The sequence below is a fragment of the Afifella sp. YEN Y35 genome, assembly GCF_047553465.1.
GTDB lineage: Bacteria > Pseudomonadota > Alphaproteobacteria > Rhizobiales > Afifellaceae > Afifella > Afifella aestuarii.
In genome coordinates, this window is record NZ_CP180203.1 from 861,954 (window position 1) to 879,250 (window position 17,297).

Consider the following 17,297-nt stretch of genomic DNA (forward strand, 5'->3'; position numbering starts at 1 on the left):
TGGCAAGGAGAATGACCCTATGAACCAAGAGGTCATGAACATCTTCAGCCCGCAGGCGCAGCAGCAGACGTTCGATCAGATTCGAATTTCGCTCGCGAGCCCTGAGAAGATTCTGTCTTGGTCTTACGGCGAGATCAAAAAGCCGGAAACCATCAACTACCGGACGTTCAAGCCTGAACGCGACGGTCTGTTCTGCGCGCGCATCTTTGGCCCGATCAAGGACTATGAGTGCCTGTGCGGCAAGTACAAGCGGATGAAGTATAAGGGCATCATCTGCGAAAAGTGCGGTGTGGAAGTGACGCTCGCGCGCGTTCGGCGCGAGCGTATGGGCCATATCGAGCTCGCCGCTCCGGTTGCTCATATCTGGTTCTTGAAGTCGCTGCCGTCCCGCATCGGCCTCATGCTCGACATGACGCTGAAGGACATCGAGCGCGTCCTTTATTTCGAGAACTACATCGTCGTTGAGCCGGGCATCACACCGCTCCAGGAGAAGCAGCTGCTCTCCGAAGACGAGTATCTCGAGGCGCAGGATCAGTACGGTGCCGACAGCTTCACCGCCATGATCGGCGCGGAGGCCGTGCGCGAGCTGTTGATGGCGATCGATCTCGAGACGGAGGCCGTGCGCCTGCGCCAGGAGATCGCCGAAGCGACGACGGAGCTGAAGCCGAAGAAACTCGCCAAGCGCCTCAAGGTCATCGAGGCCTTCATGGCGTCCGGCAACCGTCCGGAATGGATGGTGATGACGGTCGTTCCGGTCATCCCGCCGGATCTGCGTCCGCTCGTGCCGCTCGATGGCGGCCGTTTCGCGACGTCGGATCTCAATGATCTCTATCGCCGCGTCATCAACCGCAACAATCGCCTGAAGCGACTCATCGAGCTTCGTGCGCCGGACATCATCATCCGCAACGAAAAGCGGATGCTGCAGGAATCCGTCGACGCGCTGTTCGACAACGGCCGTCGGGGCCGCGTCATCACGGGCACCAACAAGCGCCCGCTGAAGTCGCTCTCCGACATGCTGAAGGGCAAGCAGGGCCGCTTCCGGCAGAACCTTCTCGGCAAGCGCGTCGACTATTCCGGCCGTTCGGTCATCGTGGTCGGCCCGGAGATGAAGCTGCACCAGTGCGGCTTGCCGAAGAAGATGGCGCTCGAGCTGTTCAAGCCGTTCATCTATTCGCGCCTCGACGCCAAGGGCTATTCGGCCACGGTGAAGCAGGCGAAGAAGCTGGTGGAAAAGGAGAAGCCGGAAGTCTGGGATATCCTCGACGAGGTCATCCGCGAGCATCCGGTGATGCTGAACCGGGCGCCGACCTTGCACCGCCTTGGCATCCAGGCTTTCGAGCCGGTGCTGGTGGAAGGCAAGGCGATCCAGCTGCATCCGCTCGTCTGCGCAGCCTTCAATGCCGACTTCGACGGCGACCAGATGGCGGTCCACGTGCCGCTGTCGCTGGAAGCACAGCTCGAAGCCCGCGTCCTGATGATGTCGACCAACAACATTCTGCACCCGGCGAATGGTCAGCCGATCATCGTGCCGTCGCAGGATATCGTTCTCGGTCTCTATTATCTCTCGGTGATGCAGGACAACGAGCCGGGCGAGGGGATGCTGTTCGGCTCGATCAACGAGCTGCATCATGCGCTCGAGGTCGGTGCAGTGACGCTGCACACGAAGATCAAGGGTCGCTACAAGGGGATCGGCCCGGATGGCGAGCCGAACTCGAAGATCTACGAGACAACGCCTGGGCGCATGCTGATCGGCGAGCTTCTTCCGAAGCATCCGGCCATCCCGTTCGACATCTGCAACAAGCTGATGACGAAGAAGGAGATCAGCCGGACGATCGATACGGTCTACCGGCATACGGGCCAGAAAGAGACCGTGATCTTCTGCGACCGGATCATGCAGCTCGGCTTCCGTCAGGCGGCCCGCGCCGGCATTTCGTTCGGCAAGGACGACATGGTCATTCCGGAGGCGAAGACGGCGCTCGTCGAAGAGACGCGTCAGCTCGCGGCCGAATATGAGCAGCAGTACAACGACGGCCTGATCACTCAGGGCGAGAAGTACAACAAGGTCGTCGACGCGTGGGCGAAGTGCACCGACAAGGTCGCCGACGAGATGATGAAGAAGATCCAGGCGGTCGAATTCGATGAAGAGACCGGGCGCCAGAAGCAGGTCAACTCCATCTACATGATGTCGCATTCCGGTGCGCGTGGCTCTCCTGCTCAGATGAAGCAGCTGGCGGGCATGCGTGGCCTGATGGCCAAGCCGTCCGGCGAGATCATCGAGAGCCCGATCATCTCCAACTTCAAGGAAGGCCTGTCGGTTCTGGAGTACTTCAACTCCACGCACGGTGCCCGAAAGGGTCTGGCCGACACCGCTTTGAAGACGGCGAACTCGGGTTATCTCACGCGCCGTCTCGTCGACGTGGCCCAGGACTGCATCATCACCGAGACGGATTGCGGCTCGGAGAACGGCCTCACCATGCAGGCGATTGTCGATGCGGGTCAGGTTGTTGCGACGATCGGCCAGCGCGTCCTTGGACGCACGGCAGCCGAAGACGTGACGGATGCTGCGACGGGCGAGATCATTGTCCCGAAGGGCGAGCTCATCGAAGAGCGGCATGTGGAAGCGATCGAGGCGGCCGGCGTGCAATCCGTGCTCATTCGTTCGGTTCTTACCTGCGAGACCAAATACGGCGTCTGCGGCAAATGCTACGGTCGCGATCTGGCTCGCGGTACGCCGGTCAATATGGGCGAGGCCGTCGGCGTCATCGCGGCGCAGTCGATCGGCGAGCCGGGAACGCAGCTCACCATGCGGACCTTCCACATCGGCGGTACCGCGCAGGTGGTCGACCAGTCGTTCCTGGAATCGACGTTCGAGGGCACGGTCGAAATTCGCAACCGTTCTGTGGTGCGCAATTCCGAAGGCCGGCTCATCGCCATGGGCCGCAACATGCAGGTCGCCATTCTCGACGAGAAGGGCAAGGAGCGGTCGAGCCACCGCGTCCCGTATGGCGCCAAGCTGTTCGTGGACGAGGGCGACACGATCAAGCGGGGGCAGCGGATTGCCGAATGGGATCCGTATACCCGGCCGATCGTGACGGAAGTCGGCGGCAAGGTGTCGTTTGAGGATATGGTCGAAGGCGCCTCCGTGACGGAGACGGCCGACGAATCGACCGGCATCACCAAGCGCGTCGTCATCGACTGGCGGGCGAGCCCGCGTGGGGCGAACCTGAAGCCTGCTCTCGTCGTCTTCGACGCGAACGGCGAGCCGGCGAAGCTCGAGCGTGGCGGCGACGCCCGCTACCAGCTCTCGGTCGACGCCATTCTCTCGGTGGAGCCGGGAGACGAGGTGGCACCGGGCGATGTGCTGGCACGTATTCCGCTTGAAAGTGCCAAGACGCGCGACATCACCGGCGGTCTGCCGCGGGTGGCGGAGCTCTTCGAAGCGCGACGTCCGAAGGATCACGCCATCATTGCCGAGCAGGCAGGTATGGTCCGCTTTGGCCGCGATTATAAGAACAAGCGGCGTATCGTGATCGAGCCTGTCGATGGTGAAGGCGAGCCGGTGGAATATCTGATCCCGAAGGGACGGCCGTTCCATCTGCAGGAAGGCGACGTGATCGAGAAGGGCGACTTCATTCTCGATGGTCTGCCGGCCCCGCACGACATCCTGGCGATCAAGGGCGTGGAAGAGCTTGCGGCTTACCTCGTCAACGAGATCCAGGAGGTCTACCGACTGCAGGGCGTGTTGATCAACGACAAGCACATCGAGGTGATCGTTCGCCAGATGCTGCAGAAGGTCGAAATTACCGAGCAGGGCGACAGCGACCTCATCTCGGGTGAGCAGGTCGACCGTATCGAGCTCGATGCGATCAATGCGCGTCTCCACGAAGAGGGCAAGCGGACCGCCGAAGGCGTGCCGGTGCTGCTGGGCATTACCAAAGCGAGCCTGCAGACCCGCTCGTTCATCTCCGCGGCCTCCTTCCAGGAGACCACTCGGGTGCTCACCGATGCTGCCGTCAACGGTAAGATCGATACGCTCGAAGGCCTCAAGGAGAACGTCATCGTCGGCCGCCTTATCCCGGCCGGTACCGGCGGCGCGATTGCGCGGCTGCGCGCGATCGCTCAGCGGCGGGACGAGCTCATCGCCGAGGACGAGCGCAAGCGGGCGGAGATCTCCGCCAAGGCCGCTCTCGTCGATCTGAGCGGTGGCGAGGGAGCCCCGGTCGACGCGGCCGAATAGCCCTTCGAAGGGTCTCTGTTGAGTTTGAAAGCCCCGGCCGAGCGCCGGGGCTTTCGCGTTATACGTCTGCGTCGGGGCGCCGCAGACGCGACCTCTGTGGCCGGCGGAACACAGGCCCCAGCGAACTGTGGACCATTTACTTCCTCGACATTTTCTCGCGTGAAAATCGCTTGTGCAGGCCGGCTATTCCTTTAGAGCAGCGCGGCCGGCGAAAAACCGCCGCAAGGCTCACAAGATCAGTCTCTGGCGAATGAACCTTTTCGGCCGCCCGCCGTTAACGGGGCCGAGGGGAACCAGAACTCAACGGAACAGGATAGATGGCCGGACACCTTGTCAAACGCACCCTGCTGTTTTTCGGGTTGACGTTCGGGTACGCGACGATCGCAGCGATCCCGTACCTCAACTGAGGCAGATTTTCAGTTCAACAAAAGGGCCGGCCTTAGCGCCGGCCTTTTTTCGTTTGGGCAGCCGACGACGGTCTCCGGCGCCCTCGGCGAATCGGCGAATCGTCGCGCTCAACAGCCGACGAATCGGGAGATTCGTTTTCAGTGAATTTCGCGAGCCGAAGCTCTTGTGGCAGCGATTCTCTTGCGTTTAGAATCACGTGCGGCCGTCCTTTGAAGGCAATCGGCGGACATTTCGCCCGGTCACGGACGATCGGGCGCCTGGGTGGACCCGGAGGCGGGCTTTGAATCGCCGTTTCCGGGCGCTGTCGCCGCAAACGTTAAGAAAACCCGGGCCTCGGGGTTGACGCGAACCCTACCACTGGCTAGATGAGCACCACCCAAGGGGCAGGCGGTAAGCCAAGCCCTGTTTCGTGCGTCCATTGCGCGAGACTACAAGGCTTAAACGCTGCCCGGGTTTGAATGCGATACGAGTTTTGGATCATGATTGCGGTGACCCGCAATCCTCTGTTTCGAGCGCTGCAACCTTTGAAGGGTGATGCGGCGCGATTCGCGTCGTGTTCGTGAGGGATTCGATAGAACGGAAGCCGGACATATTAATGCCGACGATCAACCAGCTCATCCGCAAGCCGCGTCACGACAAGCCGCGGCGTAACAAGGTGCCGGCGCTCGAGGCCAATCCGCAGAAGCGCGGTGTGTGCACGCGCGTCTACACGACGACGCCGAAGAAGCCGAACTCCGCGCTGCGTAAGGTTGCCAAGGTGCGCCTCACCAACGGCTACGAAGTCGTCGGCTATATCCCGGGCGAGGGCCATAATCTTCAGGAGCACTCCGTGGTGATGATCCGCGGCGGGCGCGTGAAGGACCTTCCGGGTGTTCGCTATCACATTCTGCGCGGCGTCCTCGATACGCAGGGCGTCAAAGACCGTCGCCAGCGTCGTTCGAAGTACGGCGCCAAGCGGCCGAAGTAAGGAGAGGGGCGATGTCGCGACGCCGTCGTGCAGACAAGCGGGAAATCAATCCCGATCCGAAGTATGGGGATCGCGTGATCTCCAAGTTCATGAACTCCGTGATGTATCACGGTAAGAAGTCGGCCGCTGAATCGATCGTCTACGGGGCGCTCGAGAGTGTGGAAGGCCGGATGCGCCAGGATCCTGTCGCGGTCTTCCATCAGGCGCTCGACAACGTCATGCCGCATGTGGAAGTGCGCTCCCGCCGTGTCGGCGGTGCGACGTACCAGGTGCCGGTCGAAGTCCGGGTGGATCGCCGTCAGGCGCTGGCCATTCGCTGGCTGATCACGGCCGCCCGCGGCCGTAACGAGCGGACCATGAAGGAGCGCCTTTCCGGCGAGCTCATGGACGCTGCCAACAACCGCGGAAATGCGGTGAAGAAGCGCGAAGATACGCACCGCATGGCGGAAGCGAACCGCGCCTTCTCGCATTACCGCTGGTAACCGAAAGAAACGGGGCCCCACATGCCACGCGACTATAAGATCGAGGACTACCGCAATTTCGGCATCATGGCGCACATCGATGCCGGAAAGACCACGACGACGGAGCGGATCCTCTTCTACACCGGCAAGAGCCATAAGATGGGCGAGGTCCATGAGGGCGCCGCCACCATGGACTGGATGGAGCAGGAGCAGGAGCGGGGCATTACGATCACGTCGGCTGCGACGACCACCTTCTGGGCGGGTCGCGACGGCAAGAAGCGGCGCCTCAACATCATCGACACGCCAGGCCACGTCGACTTCACGATTGAAGTCGAGCGTTCGCTGCGTGTGCTCGACGGTGCGATTGCTCTTCTCGACGCCAATGCCGGCGTCGAGCCGCAGACCGAGACGGTTTGGCGCCAGGCGGACAAGTACAAAGTTCCGCGCATGATCTTCGTCAACAAGATGGATAAGATCGGCGCCGACTTTTACCGCTGCGTGGAGATGATCGAGGATCGTCTCGGTGCTCAGCCGCTGGTTCTGCAGCTGCCGGTCGGCGCGGAAAGCGACTTCAAGGGCGTCGTCGATCTCATCGAGATGAACGCTCGCCTCTGGCGCGACGAGACGCTCGGTGCGCAGTGGGACGACGTGGAGATTCCTGAGGATCTTCGCGATCGGGCCGAAGAGTGGCGCGAGAAGCTCATCGAGACCGTTGTCGAGCTCGACGATACCGTCATGGAAGCCTATCTCGAAGGCAACATGCCGGACAACGACACGATCCGCCGGCTCGTCCGCAAGGGCACCTGCGCCGTGCAGTTCTTCCCGATCCTTGCCGGCTCAGCCTTCAAGAACAAGGGCGTTCAGCTTCTTCTCGACGCGGTGGTCGACTATCTGCCGAGCCCGGTCGAAGTGCACGCCATCCGCGGCATCGATCCGAAGACCGGCGAAGAGGTCAAGCGCGTGTCCTCGGACGACGAGCCGCTTTCGATGCTCGCGTTCAAGATCATGAACGACCCGTTCGTCGGCTCTCTGACCTTTGCTCGCATCTATTCCGGTAAGCTGGAATCCGGTGCGAGCCTGATGAACACGGTGAAGGAGAAGCGCGAGCGCATCGGTCGTATGCTTCTCATGCACTCCAACAACCGTGAAGAGATCAAGGAAGCGTTCGCTGGCGACATCGTCGCGCTCGTCGGTCTTAAGGATACGACGACGGGTGATACGCTGTGCGACCCGGTGAAGCCGGTCATCCTGGAGCGGATGGAATTCCCGGATCCGGTCATCGAGATCGCGATCGAGCCGAATTCCAAGGCCGACCAGGAGAAGATGGGCCTCGCCCTCAACCGCCTGGCGCAGGAGGATCCGTCCTTCCGCGTGAAGACGGACGAGGAATCCGGTCAGACGATCATCGCCGGCATGGGCGAGCTTCATCTCGACATCCTCGTCGACCGCATGAAGCGCGAGTTCAAGGTCGCGGCGAATGTCGGTCAGCCGCAGGTGGCGTATCGCGAGACGATCACGCAGGCTGCCGAGATCGACTACACGCATAAGAAGCAGAGCGGCGGTTCGGGCCAGTTCGCCCGCGTCAAGATCGTATTCGAGCCGCAGGAGCCCGGTGCGGGTTTCGCGTTCGAATCCAAGATCGTCGGCGGCAACGTGCCGAAGGAATACATTCCGGGCGTCCAGAAGGGTCTGGAAAGCGTCCTTGGCAATGGTGTGCTGGCCGGCTTCCCGATGGTCGACCTCAAGGCGACGCTCCTCGACGGTGCGTACCATGACGTTGACTCCTCGGTGCTCGCCTTCGAAATCGCGGCTCGTGCCGCGTTCCGCGAAGGTGCCCAGAAGGCCAAGCCGGTTCTTCTCGAGCCGGTCATGAAGGTCGAGGTGGTGACGCCGGAGGATTACACCGGGTCTGTGATCGGTGACCTCAATTCCCGGCGTGGGCAGGTGCAGGGCCAGGAGATGCGGGGCAATGCCACCGTCATCAACGCCATGGTGCCGCTTGCCAACATGTTTGGTTACGTCAACACGCTGCGCTCGATGAGCCAGGGGCGTGCTCAGTACACCATGCAGTTCGACCATTACTCGCCGGTGCCGAGCCAGGTCGCCCAGGAAATTCAATCGAAATACGCCTGATTTCTTCAGAAACAGGTTGAGAAGTCAGACGGAGAGAGCTGATGGCAAAAGAGAAATTTTCGCGCACGAAGCCGCATGCGAACATCGGGACGATCGGTCACGTCGACCATGGCAAGACGACGCTGACGGCGGCGATCACGAAGTTCTTCGGCGAGTATCGGGCTTACGACCAGATTGATGCGGCGCCGGAAGAGAAGGCGCGTGGCATCACGATCTCGACGGCGCATGTTGAGTACGAGACGGAGAAGCGTCACTACGCGCATGTCGACTGCCCTGGGCACGCGGACTATGTGAAGAACATGATCACGGGCGCGGCGCAGATGGACGGCGCGATCCTGGTTGTGTCGGCGGCCGACGGCCCGATGCCGCAGACGCGTGAGCACATTCTGCTCGCCCGTCAGGTCGGTGTTCCGGCGCTTGTCGTTTACATGAACAAGGTCGACCAGGTTGACGACGAGGAGCTTCTTGAGCTCGTCGAGCTCGAGGTTCGCGAGCTTCTGTCGTCCTACGAATTCCCGGGCGACGACATTCCGGTGATCAAGGGCTCGGCGCTTGTGGCGCTCGAGGACGGCGACAAGGCGCTTGGCGAGGATTCGATCCGCGCTCTGATGGCGGCTGTCGACGATTACATCCCGACGCCGGAGCGTCCGATCGACCAGCCGTTCCTGATGCCGATCGAAGACGTGTTCTCGATCTCCGGCCGTGGCACGGTCGTGACGGGTCGTGTGGAACGCGGTCAGATCAAGGTGGGTGAGGAAGTCGAGATCGTCGGCATCCGCGACACCCGCAAGACGACGGTGACGGGCGTCGAGATGTTCCGCAAGCTGCTCGACAGTGGCCAGGCGGGCGACAACATCGGCGCGCTGCTTCGCGGCATCGACCGCGAGGGCGTGGAGCGCGGGCAGATCCTGTGCAAGCCGGGTTCGGTGACGCCGCACACGAAGTTCAAGGCGGAAGCGTACATTCTGACGAAGGAAGAGGGTGGTCGGCACACGCCGTTCTTCACCAACTACCGTCCTCAGTTCTACTTCCGGACGACGGACGTGACGGGTGTCGTGACGCTGCCGGAAGGCACCGAGATGGTGATGCCGGGCGACAATGTGACGATGGACGTGACGCTGATCGTGCCGATCGCGATGGAAGAGAAGCTGCGCTTCGCCATCCGTGAAGGCGGCCGCACCGTCGGTGCCGGCATCGTCTCCGAAATCATCGAGTAACCGCGATCGGGCGTGGCTTGTTCGCACCCGCGGACACCACGCCCCGTCTGTGAGGCAATGAAATGAACGGACAGAACATCCGGATCCGGCTTAAGGCCTTCGATCACCGCGTTCTCGATACGTCGACGGCGGAAATCGTCTCGACGGCGAAGAGGACCGGGGCGCAGGTCCGCGGGCCGATCCCGCTGCCGACCCGGATTGAGAAGTTCACGGTGAACCGGTCGCCGCATGTCGACAAGAAAAGCCGCGAGCAGTTTGAAATCCGCACGCACAAGCGCCTGCTCGACATCCTCGATCCCACACCGCAGACGGTCGATGCTTTGATGAAGCTCGACCTCGCGGCGGGCGTCGACGTCGAGATCAAGCTCTAGCGGATACCTGACGAAGGGAAGACCAGGATGCGTTCTGGCGTCATCGCAAAAAAACTCGGCATGACCCGGGTCTACACGGAAGCCGGCGAACAGGTGCCGGTCACCGTTTTGAGGCTCGACAATTGCCAGGTCGTCGCTCAGCGCACAGCGGAGAAGGACGGCTACACGGCCGTGCAGCTCGGTGTCGGGCGCGCCAAGCCGAAGAATACCGTGAAGGCCATGCGCGGCCATTTCGCGAAGGCCGAAGTCGAGCCCAAGCGTAAGGTCGCCGAATTTCGCGTGAGCCCGGAAAACATGATCGAAGTCGGGGCCGAGATTACGGCCGAGCATTTTCTGCCCGGTCAGTATGTCGACGTCACGGGCACTTCGATCGGTAAGGGTTTCGCCGGTGCCATGAAGCGGCACAATTTTGGTGGTCTGCGTGCGACGCACGGCGTGTCCGTGTCGCACCGCTCCCATGGTTCCACGGGTAACCGCCAGGATCCGGGCAAGGTCTTCAAGAACAAGAAGATGGCCGGTCATATGGGCGACACGCGGGTGACGACGCAGAATCTGCAGATCGTCCGCACCGACGCCGAGAAGGGTCTCCTTCTCGTGCGCGGCGCCGTTCCGGGTGCCAAGGGCGGCTGGCTTTTGGTTCGCGACGCGATCAAGAAGGCGGCGCCTGAGGGCGTTCCGACGCCGGCCGCGCTGCGCAAGGATGCTGGCGCTGCTGCAACGCCCGAGACCGCCGAAGGGGGCGCAGAATAATGGAACTTCAAGTCACCACGCTCGCCGGTGAATCTGCCGGGCAGGTGTCGGTATCGGACGAGGTCTTCGGCCTCGAGCCGCGGCAGGATCTCCTGCAGCGCATGATCCGCTACCAGCTCCTGAAGCGTCAGGCGGGTACGCATAAGGCGAAGGATCGCGGCGAAGTCTCGATGACGACCGCCAAGATGTATCGTCAGAAGGGCACCGGTCGCGCCCGTCACGGTTCGAAGAAGCCTGGCGTGTTTCGCGGCGGCGGCAAGTCGCACGGTCCGGTTGCTCGCAGCCACGCGATCGAGCTGCCGAAGAAGGTTCGCGCTCTTGCTCTGAAGCACGCCCTTTCTGTGCGGGCTCAGACGGAGACGCTGATCATCATCGATGACGCCAAGGCGGGCGAAGCGAAGACCAAGGGTCTTGCCGCTCAGTTTGCCGGGCTCGGGCTCAACAGCGTCCTCATCGTGGACGGTGCGCAGCTCGACGACAACTTCGCCAAGGCGGCGCGCAATCTGCGCAATGTCGATGTGCTGCCTGTGCAGGGCATCAACGTCTACGACATTCTGCGTCGCGAGAAGCTGGTTTTGACGAAGTCGGCGATCGAGGCGCTGGAGGAGCGGTTCAAATGACCAGCCTCAAACACTACGACACAATCCTGTCGCCGGTGATCACCGAAAAGTCGACCTTTGCGTCTGAGAACAATCAGGTCGTCTTCAAGGTGAAGAAGGATGCCACGAAGCCGGAAATCCGTGCTGCCGTGGAAGAGCTCTTCAAGGTCAAAGTGACGGCGGTGAACACGCTCCTGCGCAAGGGCAAAACCAAGCGCTTCCGCGGCATCAAAGGCCGGCAGGGCGATTTCAAAAAAGCGATCGTGACCCTTCAGGAAGGGCACTCGATCGACGTGACGACGGGTCTTTAAGCGATGGCTTTGAAAACCTTCAATCCGCGTACGCCGGGCCAGCGTCAGCTGGTCATCGTCGACCGCTCGGGCCTCTGGAATGGCAAGCCCGAGAAGAGTTTGACGGAAGGTCTGACAAAGTCGGGCGGACGCAACAATCTCGGTCGGGCGACGGCGCGTCGGCGTGGCGGTGGTCACAAGCGCAGCTATCGCATCATCGATTTCAAGCGTCGCAAGTTCGACGTGCCGGCAACGGTGGAGCGCCTCGAATACGATCCGAACAGGTCGGCATTCATCGCTCTGGTGCGCTACGAGGATGGCGAGCTTTCGTACATCCTGGCGCCGCAGCGCGTCGCCGAGGGCGACACCATCGTTTCGGGCCAGTCGAATATCGACGTGAAGCCGGGCAACGCCATGCCTCTGCGGGCGATGCCGGTCGGCACGATCGTGCATAATGTTGAGTTGAAGCCGGGCCGTGGCGGCCAGATGGCGCGCTCAGCGGGCGCCTACGCGCAGATCGTCGGACGTGACCAGGGCTATACGGTTCTGCGTCTCGGATCTGGCGAGCAGCGTCTGGTTCAGGGTGTGTGCATGGCGACAGTCGGCGCCGTCTCCAACCCGGATCATTCCAATCTGAGCCTCGGCAAGGCCGGTCGGTCGCGTTGGCTTGGACGTCGGCCGAGTGTTCGCGGTGTGGCGATGAACCCGATCGACCATCCGCACGGCGGTGGTGAAGGACGCACTTCAGGCGGCCGTCACCCGGTGACCCCCTGGGGCAAGCCGACAAAGGGCAAGCGCACGCGGTCCAACAAGGCATCGCAGAAATACATCGTCCGCTCTCGCCACGCCCGCAAGAAGTAACGGGCCGGCACAGGCAGGATCAGGAGTTCAATCGAAGTGGCACGTTCAGTCTGGAAAGGTCCGTTCTTTGACGGCTTCCTCCTCAAGAAGGCGGAGAAGGCCCGCGAGTCCGGCCGCAAGGAAGTGATCAAGATCTGGAGCCGTCGCTCCACCATTCTCCCGCAGTTCGTCGGGCTCACTTTCGGCGTCCATAACGGGCACAAGCATATCCCTGTGCTCGTGACGGAAGACATGATCGGGCACAAGTTCGGCGAATTCGCTCCGACCCGCACCTATTACGGTCATGCGGCGGACAAGAAGGCGAAGAGGAAGTAACCATGGGTAAGCCCAAGCGTGAGCGGGCGCTCGGTGACAACGAGGCCAAGGCGGTTGCGCGCATGATGCGCATTTCGCCGCAAAAGCTGAACCTGGTTGCCGGCCTCATCCGTGGCAAGAAGGTGTCGACGGCGATTGCCGATCTCACCTTCTCGCGCAAACGCATCGCCATTCAGGTGAAGAAAACCCTGGAAAGCGCGGTTGCGAATGCGGAGAACAATCACGACTTGGACGTCGACAATCTGGTCGTCGCGGAAGCTCACGTCGGCAAGGCGCTCGTGATGAAGCGCTTTTCTCCGAGAGCGCGCGGCCGGGTCGGACGGATCACCAAGCCGTTTTCCAATCTCACCATCGTCGTGCGCGAAGTCGAGGACGCGGCCTAAGCGCCGAGGAGTAAGGTATGGGACAGAAAGTCAATCCGATCGGCCTAAGGCTCGGCATCAACAAGACCTGGGATTCCCGCTGGTTCGCCAGTGACGCGGAATACGGGCCCTTGTTGCACGAGGATCTCAAGATCCGCCGCGCTCTGATGGAAGATCTCAAGCAGGCCGCGGTGTCGCGCATCGTGATCGAACGCCCGCACAAGAAGTGCCGCGTGACGATCCAGACGGCTCGGCCGGGCATCGTGATCGGCAAGAAGGGCGCCGATATCGAGAAGCTGCGCCGCAAGGTGGCGCGGATGACCGACTCGGAAGTGCACATCAACATCGTTGAGGTGCGCAAGCCCGAGACCGACGCGGCCCTGATCGCTCAGGCGATCGCGCAGCAGCTGGAGCGTCGCGTGGCGTTCCGTCGGGCGATGAAGCGCTCGGTTCAGTCGGCGATGCGTCTTGGCGCGCAGGGCATTCGGATCGCATGCGGCGGCCGGCTCGGCGGCGCGGAAATCGCGCGGGCTGAATGGTATCGCGAAGGTCGCGTTCCGCTGCACACGCTGCGCGCGGACATCGATTTCGGCACGGCCACGGCGCATACCGCCTACGGCACGATCGGCATCAAGGTGTGGGTGTTCAAGGGCGAAATCCTGGAGCACGACCCGTTTGCATCCGAGAAGCGGCTGCTCGAAGGGCCTGAAGCCTCGCGCCGTGGCGCGTCGGCCTAAGACGCTGCGGCTGATCGGACAAGGGAATTGAGAGAAGAACATGCTGCAACCCAAACGCACCAAGTTCCGCAAGGCGCATAAGGGCCGCATCCACGGAGCGGCGAAGGGCGGGACGGATCTGAACTTCGGCTCCTTCGGCCTCAAAGCGATGGAACCGGAGCGGATTACCGCCAGGCAAATCGAAGCGGCTCGTCGGGCGATCACGCGTCATATGAAGCGTGCCGGCCGTGTGTGGATCCGTATTTTCCCGGACGTGCCGGTGTCGTCGAAGCCGACCGAAGTGCGTATGGGTAAGGGCAAGGGCTCGCCGGAATACTGGGCGTGCCGCGTTCATCCGGGCCGCGTAATGTTTGAGATCGACGGCGTCGGCGAGGCGACTGCGCGTGAGGCGCTGCGTCTTGGAGCTGCGAAGCTGCCGGTGAAGACGCGTGTCGTCACCCGGATCGGCGAGTGAGGAAGAGGCCATGAAGGCGACCGAACTTCATACCAAATCGGTGGACGAGCTTAACGACGAGCTCGGCCGCTTGAAGAAGGAGCAGCTCAATCTGCGCTTCCAGCAGGCATCCGGCCAGCTGGAGAAGACCGCCCGCATCCGCGAGGTCCGCCGCGCGATTGCGCGTATCAAAACCATTGCGGCGCAGAAGCATGCCGCCGCGGCGAAGGCTTGAGGAGCGAAGAATGCCGAAACGCGTGTTGCAAGGCACGGTGGTAAGCGACATCTCCGACAAGACGGTTACCGTCGACGTCGAGCGGCGCTTTACACATCCGCTCCTGAAGAAGACGGTCCGTCGGACGAAGAAGTATCAGGCGCATGACCCGAACAACGAGTTCAAGGTCGGCGACGTGATCTTCATCCAGGAGACCCGTCCGATTTCGAAGAACAAGTGCTGGCTGGCGATCGGCCGCGAAGCACCGACCGAATAGCGCACAGAAACAACTGTCGGAACAGCGGTTCCGGATGAAGAACAAGAAGGACGTCGGGCCATGATCCAGATGCAGACCAACCTCGATGTGGCGGACAATTCCGGCGCGCGCCGCGTGCAGTGCATCAAGGTGCTCGGCGGCTCGAAGAGAAAATACGCCCATGTCGGCGACATCATCGTCGTCTCCGTCAAGGAAGCCATTCCGCGCGGACGCGTGAAGAAGGGCGACGTGATGAAGGCAGTCGTGGTGCGCACCGCGAAGGACATTCGTCGTGCGGACGGCAGCGTCATCCGCTTCGACAAGAATGCGGCTGTGCTGGTGAACAACCAGAAAGAGCCGGTCGGCACGCGTATCTTCGGCCCGGTTCCGCGCGAGCTCCGCGCGAAGAACCACATGAAGATCATCTCGCTGGCACCGGAAGTGCTGTGAAAAGGGTTTGTTGATGGCCGCGAAGATCAAAAAGGGTGATCGGGTCATCGTTCTTGCCGGCAAGGATAAGGGCCGCAAGGGCGAAGTGATCCGGGTGATCCCGAAAGAGAACCGGGCGCTGGTGCGCGGGGTGAATATGATCACCCGTCATCAGCGTCAGACCGCGAGCGAAGAGGGCGGCATCGTGCGCAAGGAAGCGCCGGTGCATCTGTCCAATCTCGCGCTCGAAGACAAAGAGACGGGCGGCCCGACGCGGGTTGGCTTCCGGGTTCTGGAAGACGGCCGCAAGGTCCGCTACGCCAAGCGCTCAGGAGAAACGATCGATGGCTGAGGCTGCTTTCGATATCGACAGCTACTCGCCGCGGCTGCAGGCACATTACCGCGATGTGATCGTGCCGAAGCTGAAGGAAGAGTTCGGCTACGCGAACCCGATGGTGGTGCCGCGGCTCGACAAGGTCGTCCTCAATATGGGCGTCGGCGAAGCGGTCTCCGATTCCAAGAAGGTTCAGTCGGCTGCCGAGGATCTCGCTCTGATCGCCGGCCAGAAGCCGGTCATCACGCGGGCTCGCAAGTCGATCGCGACGTTCAAGCTGCGTGAGGGCATGCCGGTCGGCGTCAAGGTGACGCTGCGCCGCGAGCGGATGTTCGAGTTTCTCGATCGTCTCGTCAACGTGGCTCTGCCGCGTGTGCGTGACTTTCGTGGCCTCAATCCGAAGAGCTTCGACGGGCGCGGGAACTACGCGCTTGGCATCAAAGAGCACATCGTCTTCCCGGAAGTGAACTACGACAAGGTCGATCAGATCTGGGGCATGGACATCATCGTTTGCACGACGGCGCAGACGGACGATGAGGGGCGGGCGCTCCTCAGGGAATTCAACTTTCCCTTCCGGCAGTAGCAGGCACAGCCTGCTAGACGCGGTTAGGGCGTGAAGAGGTAAGTATGGCGAAGAAGAGCGCAATCGAGAAGAACCGGCACCGCATGAAGCTCGTGAAGCAGTATGCGGCGAAGCGGGAGGCGCTGAAGGCGCTGGCGGCGGATGAATCGCTGTCGGACCAGGAGCGTTTCGCTGCCCGGCTTAAGCTTGCGAAGCTGCCGCGGAACTCGGCTCCGAGCCGGGTGCGGAACCGTTGCGAGGTGACGGGTCGTCCGCGTGCGTTCTATCGCAAGCTTCAGATGAGCCGTATTGCCCTTCGCGAGCTGGGCAACGAGGGCAAGATCCCCGGCCTCGTCAAGTCGAGCTGGTAGGAGAGAAATCATGCTTATCAATGATCCTCTCGGCGATATGCTGACCCGTATCCGCAATGCGCAGGGGCGCCGGCGGACCTCGGTCAGCTCTCCGTCCTCCAAGCTCAGGATGCGCGTTCTCGACGTCCTGCAGGCGGAAGGTTACATCCGCGGCTATTCGGAAGTCGATCACGCCAACGGTATTTCGGAGCTCGAGATCGAGCTGAAGTACAACGAGGGCGAGCCGGTCATCCGCGAGATTCAGCGCGTCTCCACGCCGGGGCGGCGGGTCTACGCGTCTGTGAAATCGATCCCGACCGTTCATAAGGGCTTGGGCGTTTCGATCCTCTCCACGCCGAAAGGTGTCATGGCGGATTATGACGCTCGCGAGCAGAATGTGGGCGGCGAGGTTCTGTGCCGCGTCTTCTAGGCGGGCTGAAGAAGCGAGTAAGAGATCATGTCGCGAATTGGCAAGAAGCCCGTTTCGATCCCGTCCGGTGTGACGGCGTCGGTTGACGGCCACACGGTCAAAGCGAAGGGCCCGAAGGGCGAGCTTTCTGTGGTCCTCGTCGACGACGTCGATGTCGCCATGGACGATGACGGCATCAAGGTCGATCCGGTCAACAAGTCGAAGAAGGCCCGCTCAGCCTGGGGAATGTCCCGCACGTTGGTGCAGAACATCGTCACCGGTGTGAGCCAGGGCTTTGAGAAGCGTCTGGAGATCAACGGCGTTGGCTATCGTGCGCAGGCCCAGGGCCAGGCGCTGAGCCTTTCGCTTGGCTATAGCCACGACGTCACCTATCCGGTGCCGGAAGGTATCCAGATTCAGACACCGCGCCCGACGGAAATCGTCATCAGCGGTATCGACAAGCAACAGGTCGGCCAGGTGGCCGCAGAGATCCGCGATTGGCGCCCGCCGGAGCCCTACAAGGGCAAGGGTGTCAAATACGCAGAGGAACGTATCTTCCGTAAGGAAGGTAAGAAGAAGTAACGGAGCGCAACGATGGGAAC

General features: G+C 61.8%; 22 protein-coding genes. All 22 read left to right on the top strand.

Annotated features, from left to right (window positions below):
* Nucleotides 1–19: 19 nt before the first annotated feature.
* A complete protein-coding gene (gene rpoC, locus ACK8CP_RS04135; RefSeq protein WP_414833431.1) occupies nucleotides 20–4,237 on the top strand; it encodes a DNA-directed RNA polymerase subunit beta' in 4,218 nt (1,405 codons plus the stop codon).
* A gap of 1,003 nt (nucleotides 4,238–5,240) precedes the next feature.
* Nucleotides 5,241–5,612, top strand: coding sequence for a 30S ribosomal protein S12 (gene rpsL / locus ACK8CP_RS04140; RefSeq protein ID WP_026381892.1), 372 nt, complete (start codon nucleotides 5,241–5,243; stop codon nucleotides 5,610–5,612).
* An 11-nt stretch (nucleotides 5,613–5,623) separates the two neighbouring features.
* Entirely contained in the window at nucleotides 5,624–6,094 is a 471-nt protein-coding gene (rpsG, locus tag ACK8CP_RS04145) for a 30S ribosomal protein S7 (RefSeq protein WP_092816690.1), read from the top strand.
* A gap of 21 nt (nucleotides 6,095–6,115) precedes the next feature.
* Nucleotides 6,116–8,206, top strand: a complete 2,091-nt coding sequence (gene fusA / locus ACK8CP_RS04150; protein WP_414833432.1) for an elongation factor G — start codon at nucleotides 6,116–6,118, stop codon at nucleotides 8,204–8,206.
* Between the two features lie 41 nt (nucleotides 8,207–8,247).
* Nucleotides 8,248–9,423 (top strand): elongation factor Tu, encoded by a 1,176-nt coding sequence (gene tuf / locus ACK8CP_RS04155; RefSeq protein ID WP_234628248.1) that lies wholly within the window; start codon nucleotides 8,248–8,250, stop codon nucleotides 9,421–9,423.
* 62 nt (nucleotides 9,424–9,485) lie between these two features.
* Entirely contained in the window at nucleotides 9,486–9,794 is a 309-nt protein-coding gene (gene rpsJ, locus ACK8CP_RS04160; RefSeq protein WP_092816559.1) for a 30S ribosomal protein S10, read from the top strand.
* A 27-nt stretch (nucleotides 9,795–9,821) separates the two neighbouring features.
* Nucleotides 9,822–10,544 (top strand): 50S ribosomal protein L3, encoded by a 723-nt coding sequence (rplC, locus tag ACK8CP_RS04165; protein WP_234628247.1) that lies wholly within the window; start codon nucleotides 9,822–9,824, stop codon nucleotides 10,542–10,544.
* Nucleotides 10,544–11,164, top strand: a complete 621-nt coding sequence (gene rplD / locus ACK8CP_RS04170; RefSeq protein ID WP_414833433.1) for a 50S ribosomal protein L4 — start codon at nucleotides 10,544–10,546, stop codon at nucleotides 11,162–11,164. Before rplC ends, rplD begins: the two co-directional genes overlap by 1 nt.
* Complete coding sequence (locus tag ACK8CP_RS04175; RefSeq protein ID WP_092816565.1) at nucleotides 11,161–11,454, top strand: 50S ribosomal protein L23; 294 nt, start codon at nucleotides 11,161–11,163, stop codon at nucleotides 11,452–11,454. Before rplD ends, ACK8CP_RS04175 begins: the two co-directional genes overlap by 4 nt.
* A gap of 3 nt (nucleotides 11,455–11,457) precedes the next feature.
* Nucleotides 11,458–12,294, top strand: a complete 837-nt coding sequence (gene rplB / locus ACK8CP_RS04180; protein WP_414833434.1) for a 50S ribosomal protein L2 — start codon at nucleotides 11,458–11,460, stop codon at nucleotides 12,292–12,294.
* 36 nt (nucleotides 12,295–12,330) lie between these two features.
* Entirely contained in the window at nucleotides 12,331–12,609 is a 279-nt protein-coding gene (gene rpsS, locus ACK8CP_RS04185) for a 30S ribosomal protein S19 (RefSeq protein ID WP_092816569.1), read from the top strand.
* A gap of 2 nt (nucleotides 12,610–12,611) precedes the next feature.
* Complete coding sequence (gene rplV / locus ACK8CP_RS04190) at nucleotides 12,612–12,992, top strand: 50S ribosomal protein L22 (RefSeq protein ID WP_092816571.1); 381 nt, start codon at nucleotides 12,612–12,614, stop codon at nucleotides 12,990–12,992.
* 17 nt (nucleotides 12,993–13,009) lie between these two features.
* The gene (gene rpsC, locus ACK8CP_RS04195) at nucleotides 13,010–13,708 is read left to right on the top strand and encodes a 30S ribosomal protein S3 (protein ID WP_414833435.1); all 699 of its coding nucleotides are present in this window, start codon (nucleotides 13,010–13,012) and stop codon (nucleotides 13,706–13,708) included.
* Between the two features lie 40 nt (nucleotides 13,709–13,748).
* Complete coding sequence (rplP, locus tag ACK8CP_RS04200) at nucleotides 13,749–14,162, top strand: 50S ribosomal protein L16 (protein WP_092816575.1); 414 nt, start codon at nucleotides 13,749–13,751, stop codon at nucleotides 14,160–14,162.
* A 10-nt stretch (nucleotides 14,163–14,172) separates the two neighbouring features.
* Entirely contained in the window at nucleotides 14,173–14,376 is a 204-nt protein-coding gene (gene rpmC, locus ACK8CP_RS04205) for a 50S ribosomal protein L29 (protein ID WP_414833436.1), read from the top strand.
* Between the two features lie 10 nt (nucleotides 14,377–14,386).
* A complete protein-coding gene (gene rpsQ, locus ACK8CP_RS04210; protein ID WP_092816579.1) occupies nucleotides 14,387–14,632 on the top strand; it encodes a 30S ribosomal protein S17 in 246 nt (81 codons plus the stop codon).
* Between the two features lie 60 nt (nucleotides 14,633–14,692).
* Nucleotides 14,693–15,061: a 50S ribosomal protein L14 gene (gene rplN, locus ACK8CP_RS04215; protein ID WP_092816581.1), complete on the top strand. Its 369-nt coding sequence runs from the start codon at nucleotides 14,693–14,695 to the stop codon at nucleotides 15,059–15,061.
* Nucleotides 15,062–15,074: 13 nt separating this feature from the next.
* Complete coding sequence (gene rplX, locus ACK8CP_RS04220) at nucleotides 15,075–15,392, top strand: 50S ribosomal protein L24 (protein WP_092816583.1); 318 nt, start codon at nucleotides 15,075–15,077, stop codon at nucleotides 15,390–15,392.
* On the top strand, nucleotides 15,385–15,957 hold the full coding sequence (rplE, locus tag ACK8CP_RS04225; protein ID WP_128294259.1) for a 50S ribosomal protein L5: 573 nt from the start codon (nucleotides 15,385–15,387) through the stop codon (nucleotides 15,955–15,957). Before rplX ends, rplE begins: the two co-directional genes overlap by 8 nt.
* Nucleotides 15,958–16,001: 44 nt before the next feature.
* Complete coding sequence (rpsN, locus tag ACK8CP_RS04230; RefSeq protein WP_092816586.1) at nucleotides 16,002–16,307, top strand: 30S ribosomal protein S14; 306 nt, start codon at nucleotides 16,002–16,004, stop codon at nucleotides 16,305–16,307.
* 10 nt (nucleotides 16,308–16,317) lie between these two features.
* Complete coding sequence (gene rpsH / locus ACK8CP_RS04235) at nucleotides 16,318–16,716, top strand: 30S ribosomal protein S8 (RefSeq protein WP_092816588.1); 399 nt, start codon at nucleotides 16,318–16,320, stop codon at nucleotides 16,714–16,716.
* 27 nt (nucleotides 16,717–16,743) lie between these two features.
* A complete protein-coding gene (gene rplF / locus ACK8CP_RS04240; protein ID WP_092816590.1) occupies nucleotides 16,744–17,277 on the top strand; it encodes a 50S ribosomal protein L6 in 534 nt (177 codons plus the stop codon).
* Nucleotides 17,278–17,297: the final 20 nt, after the last annotated feature.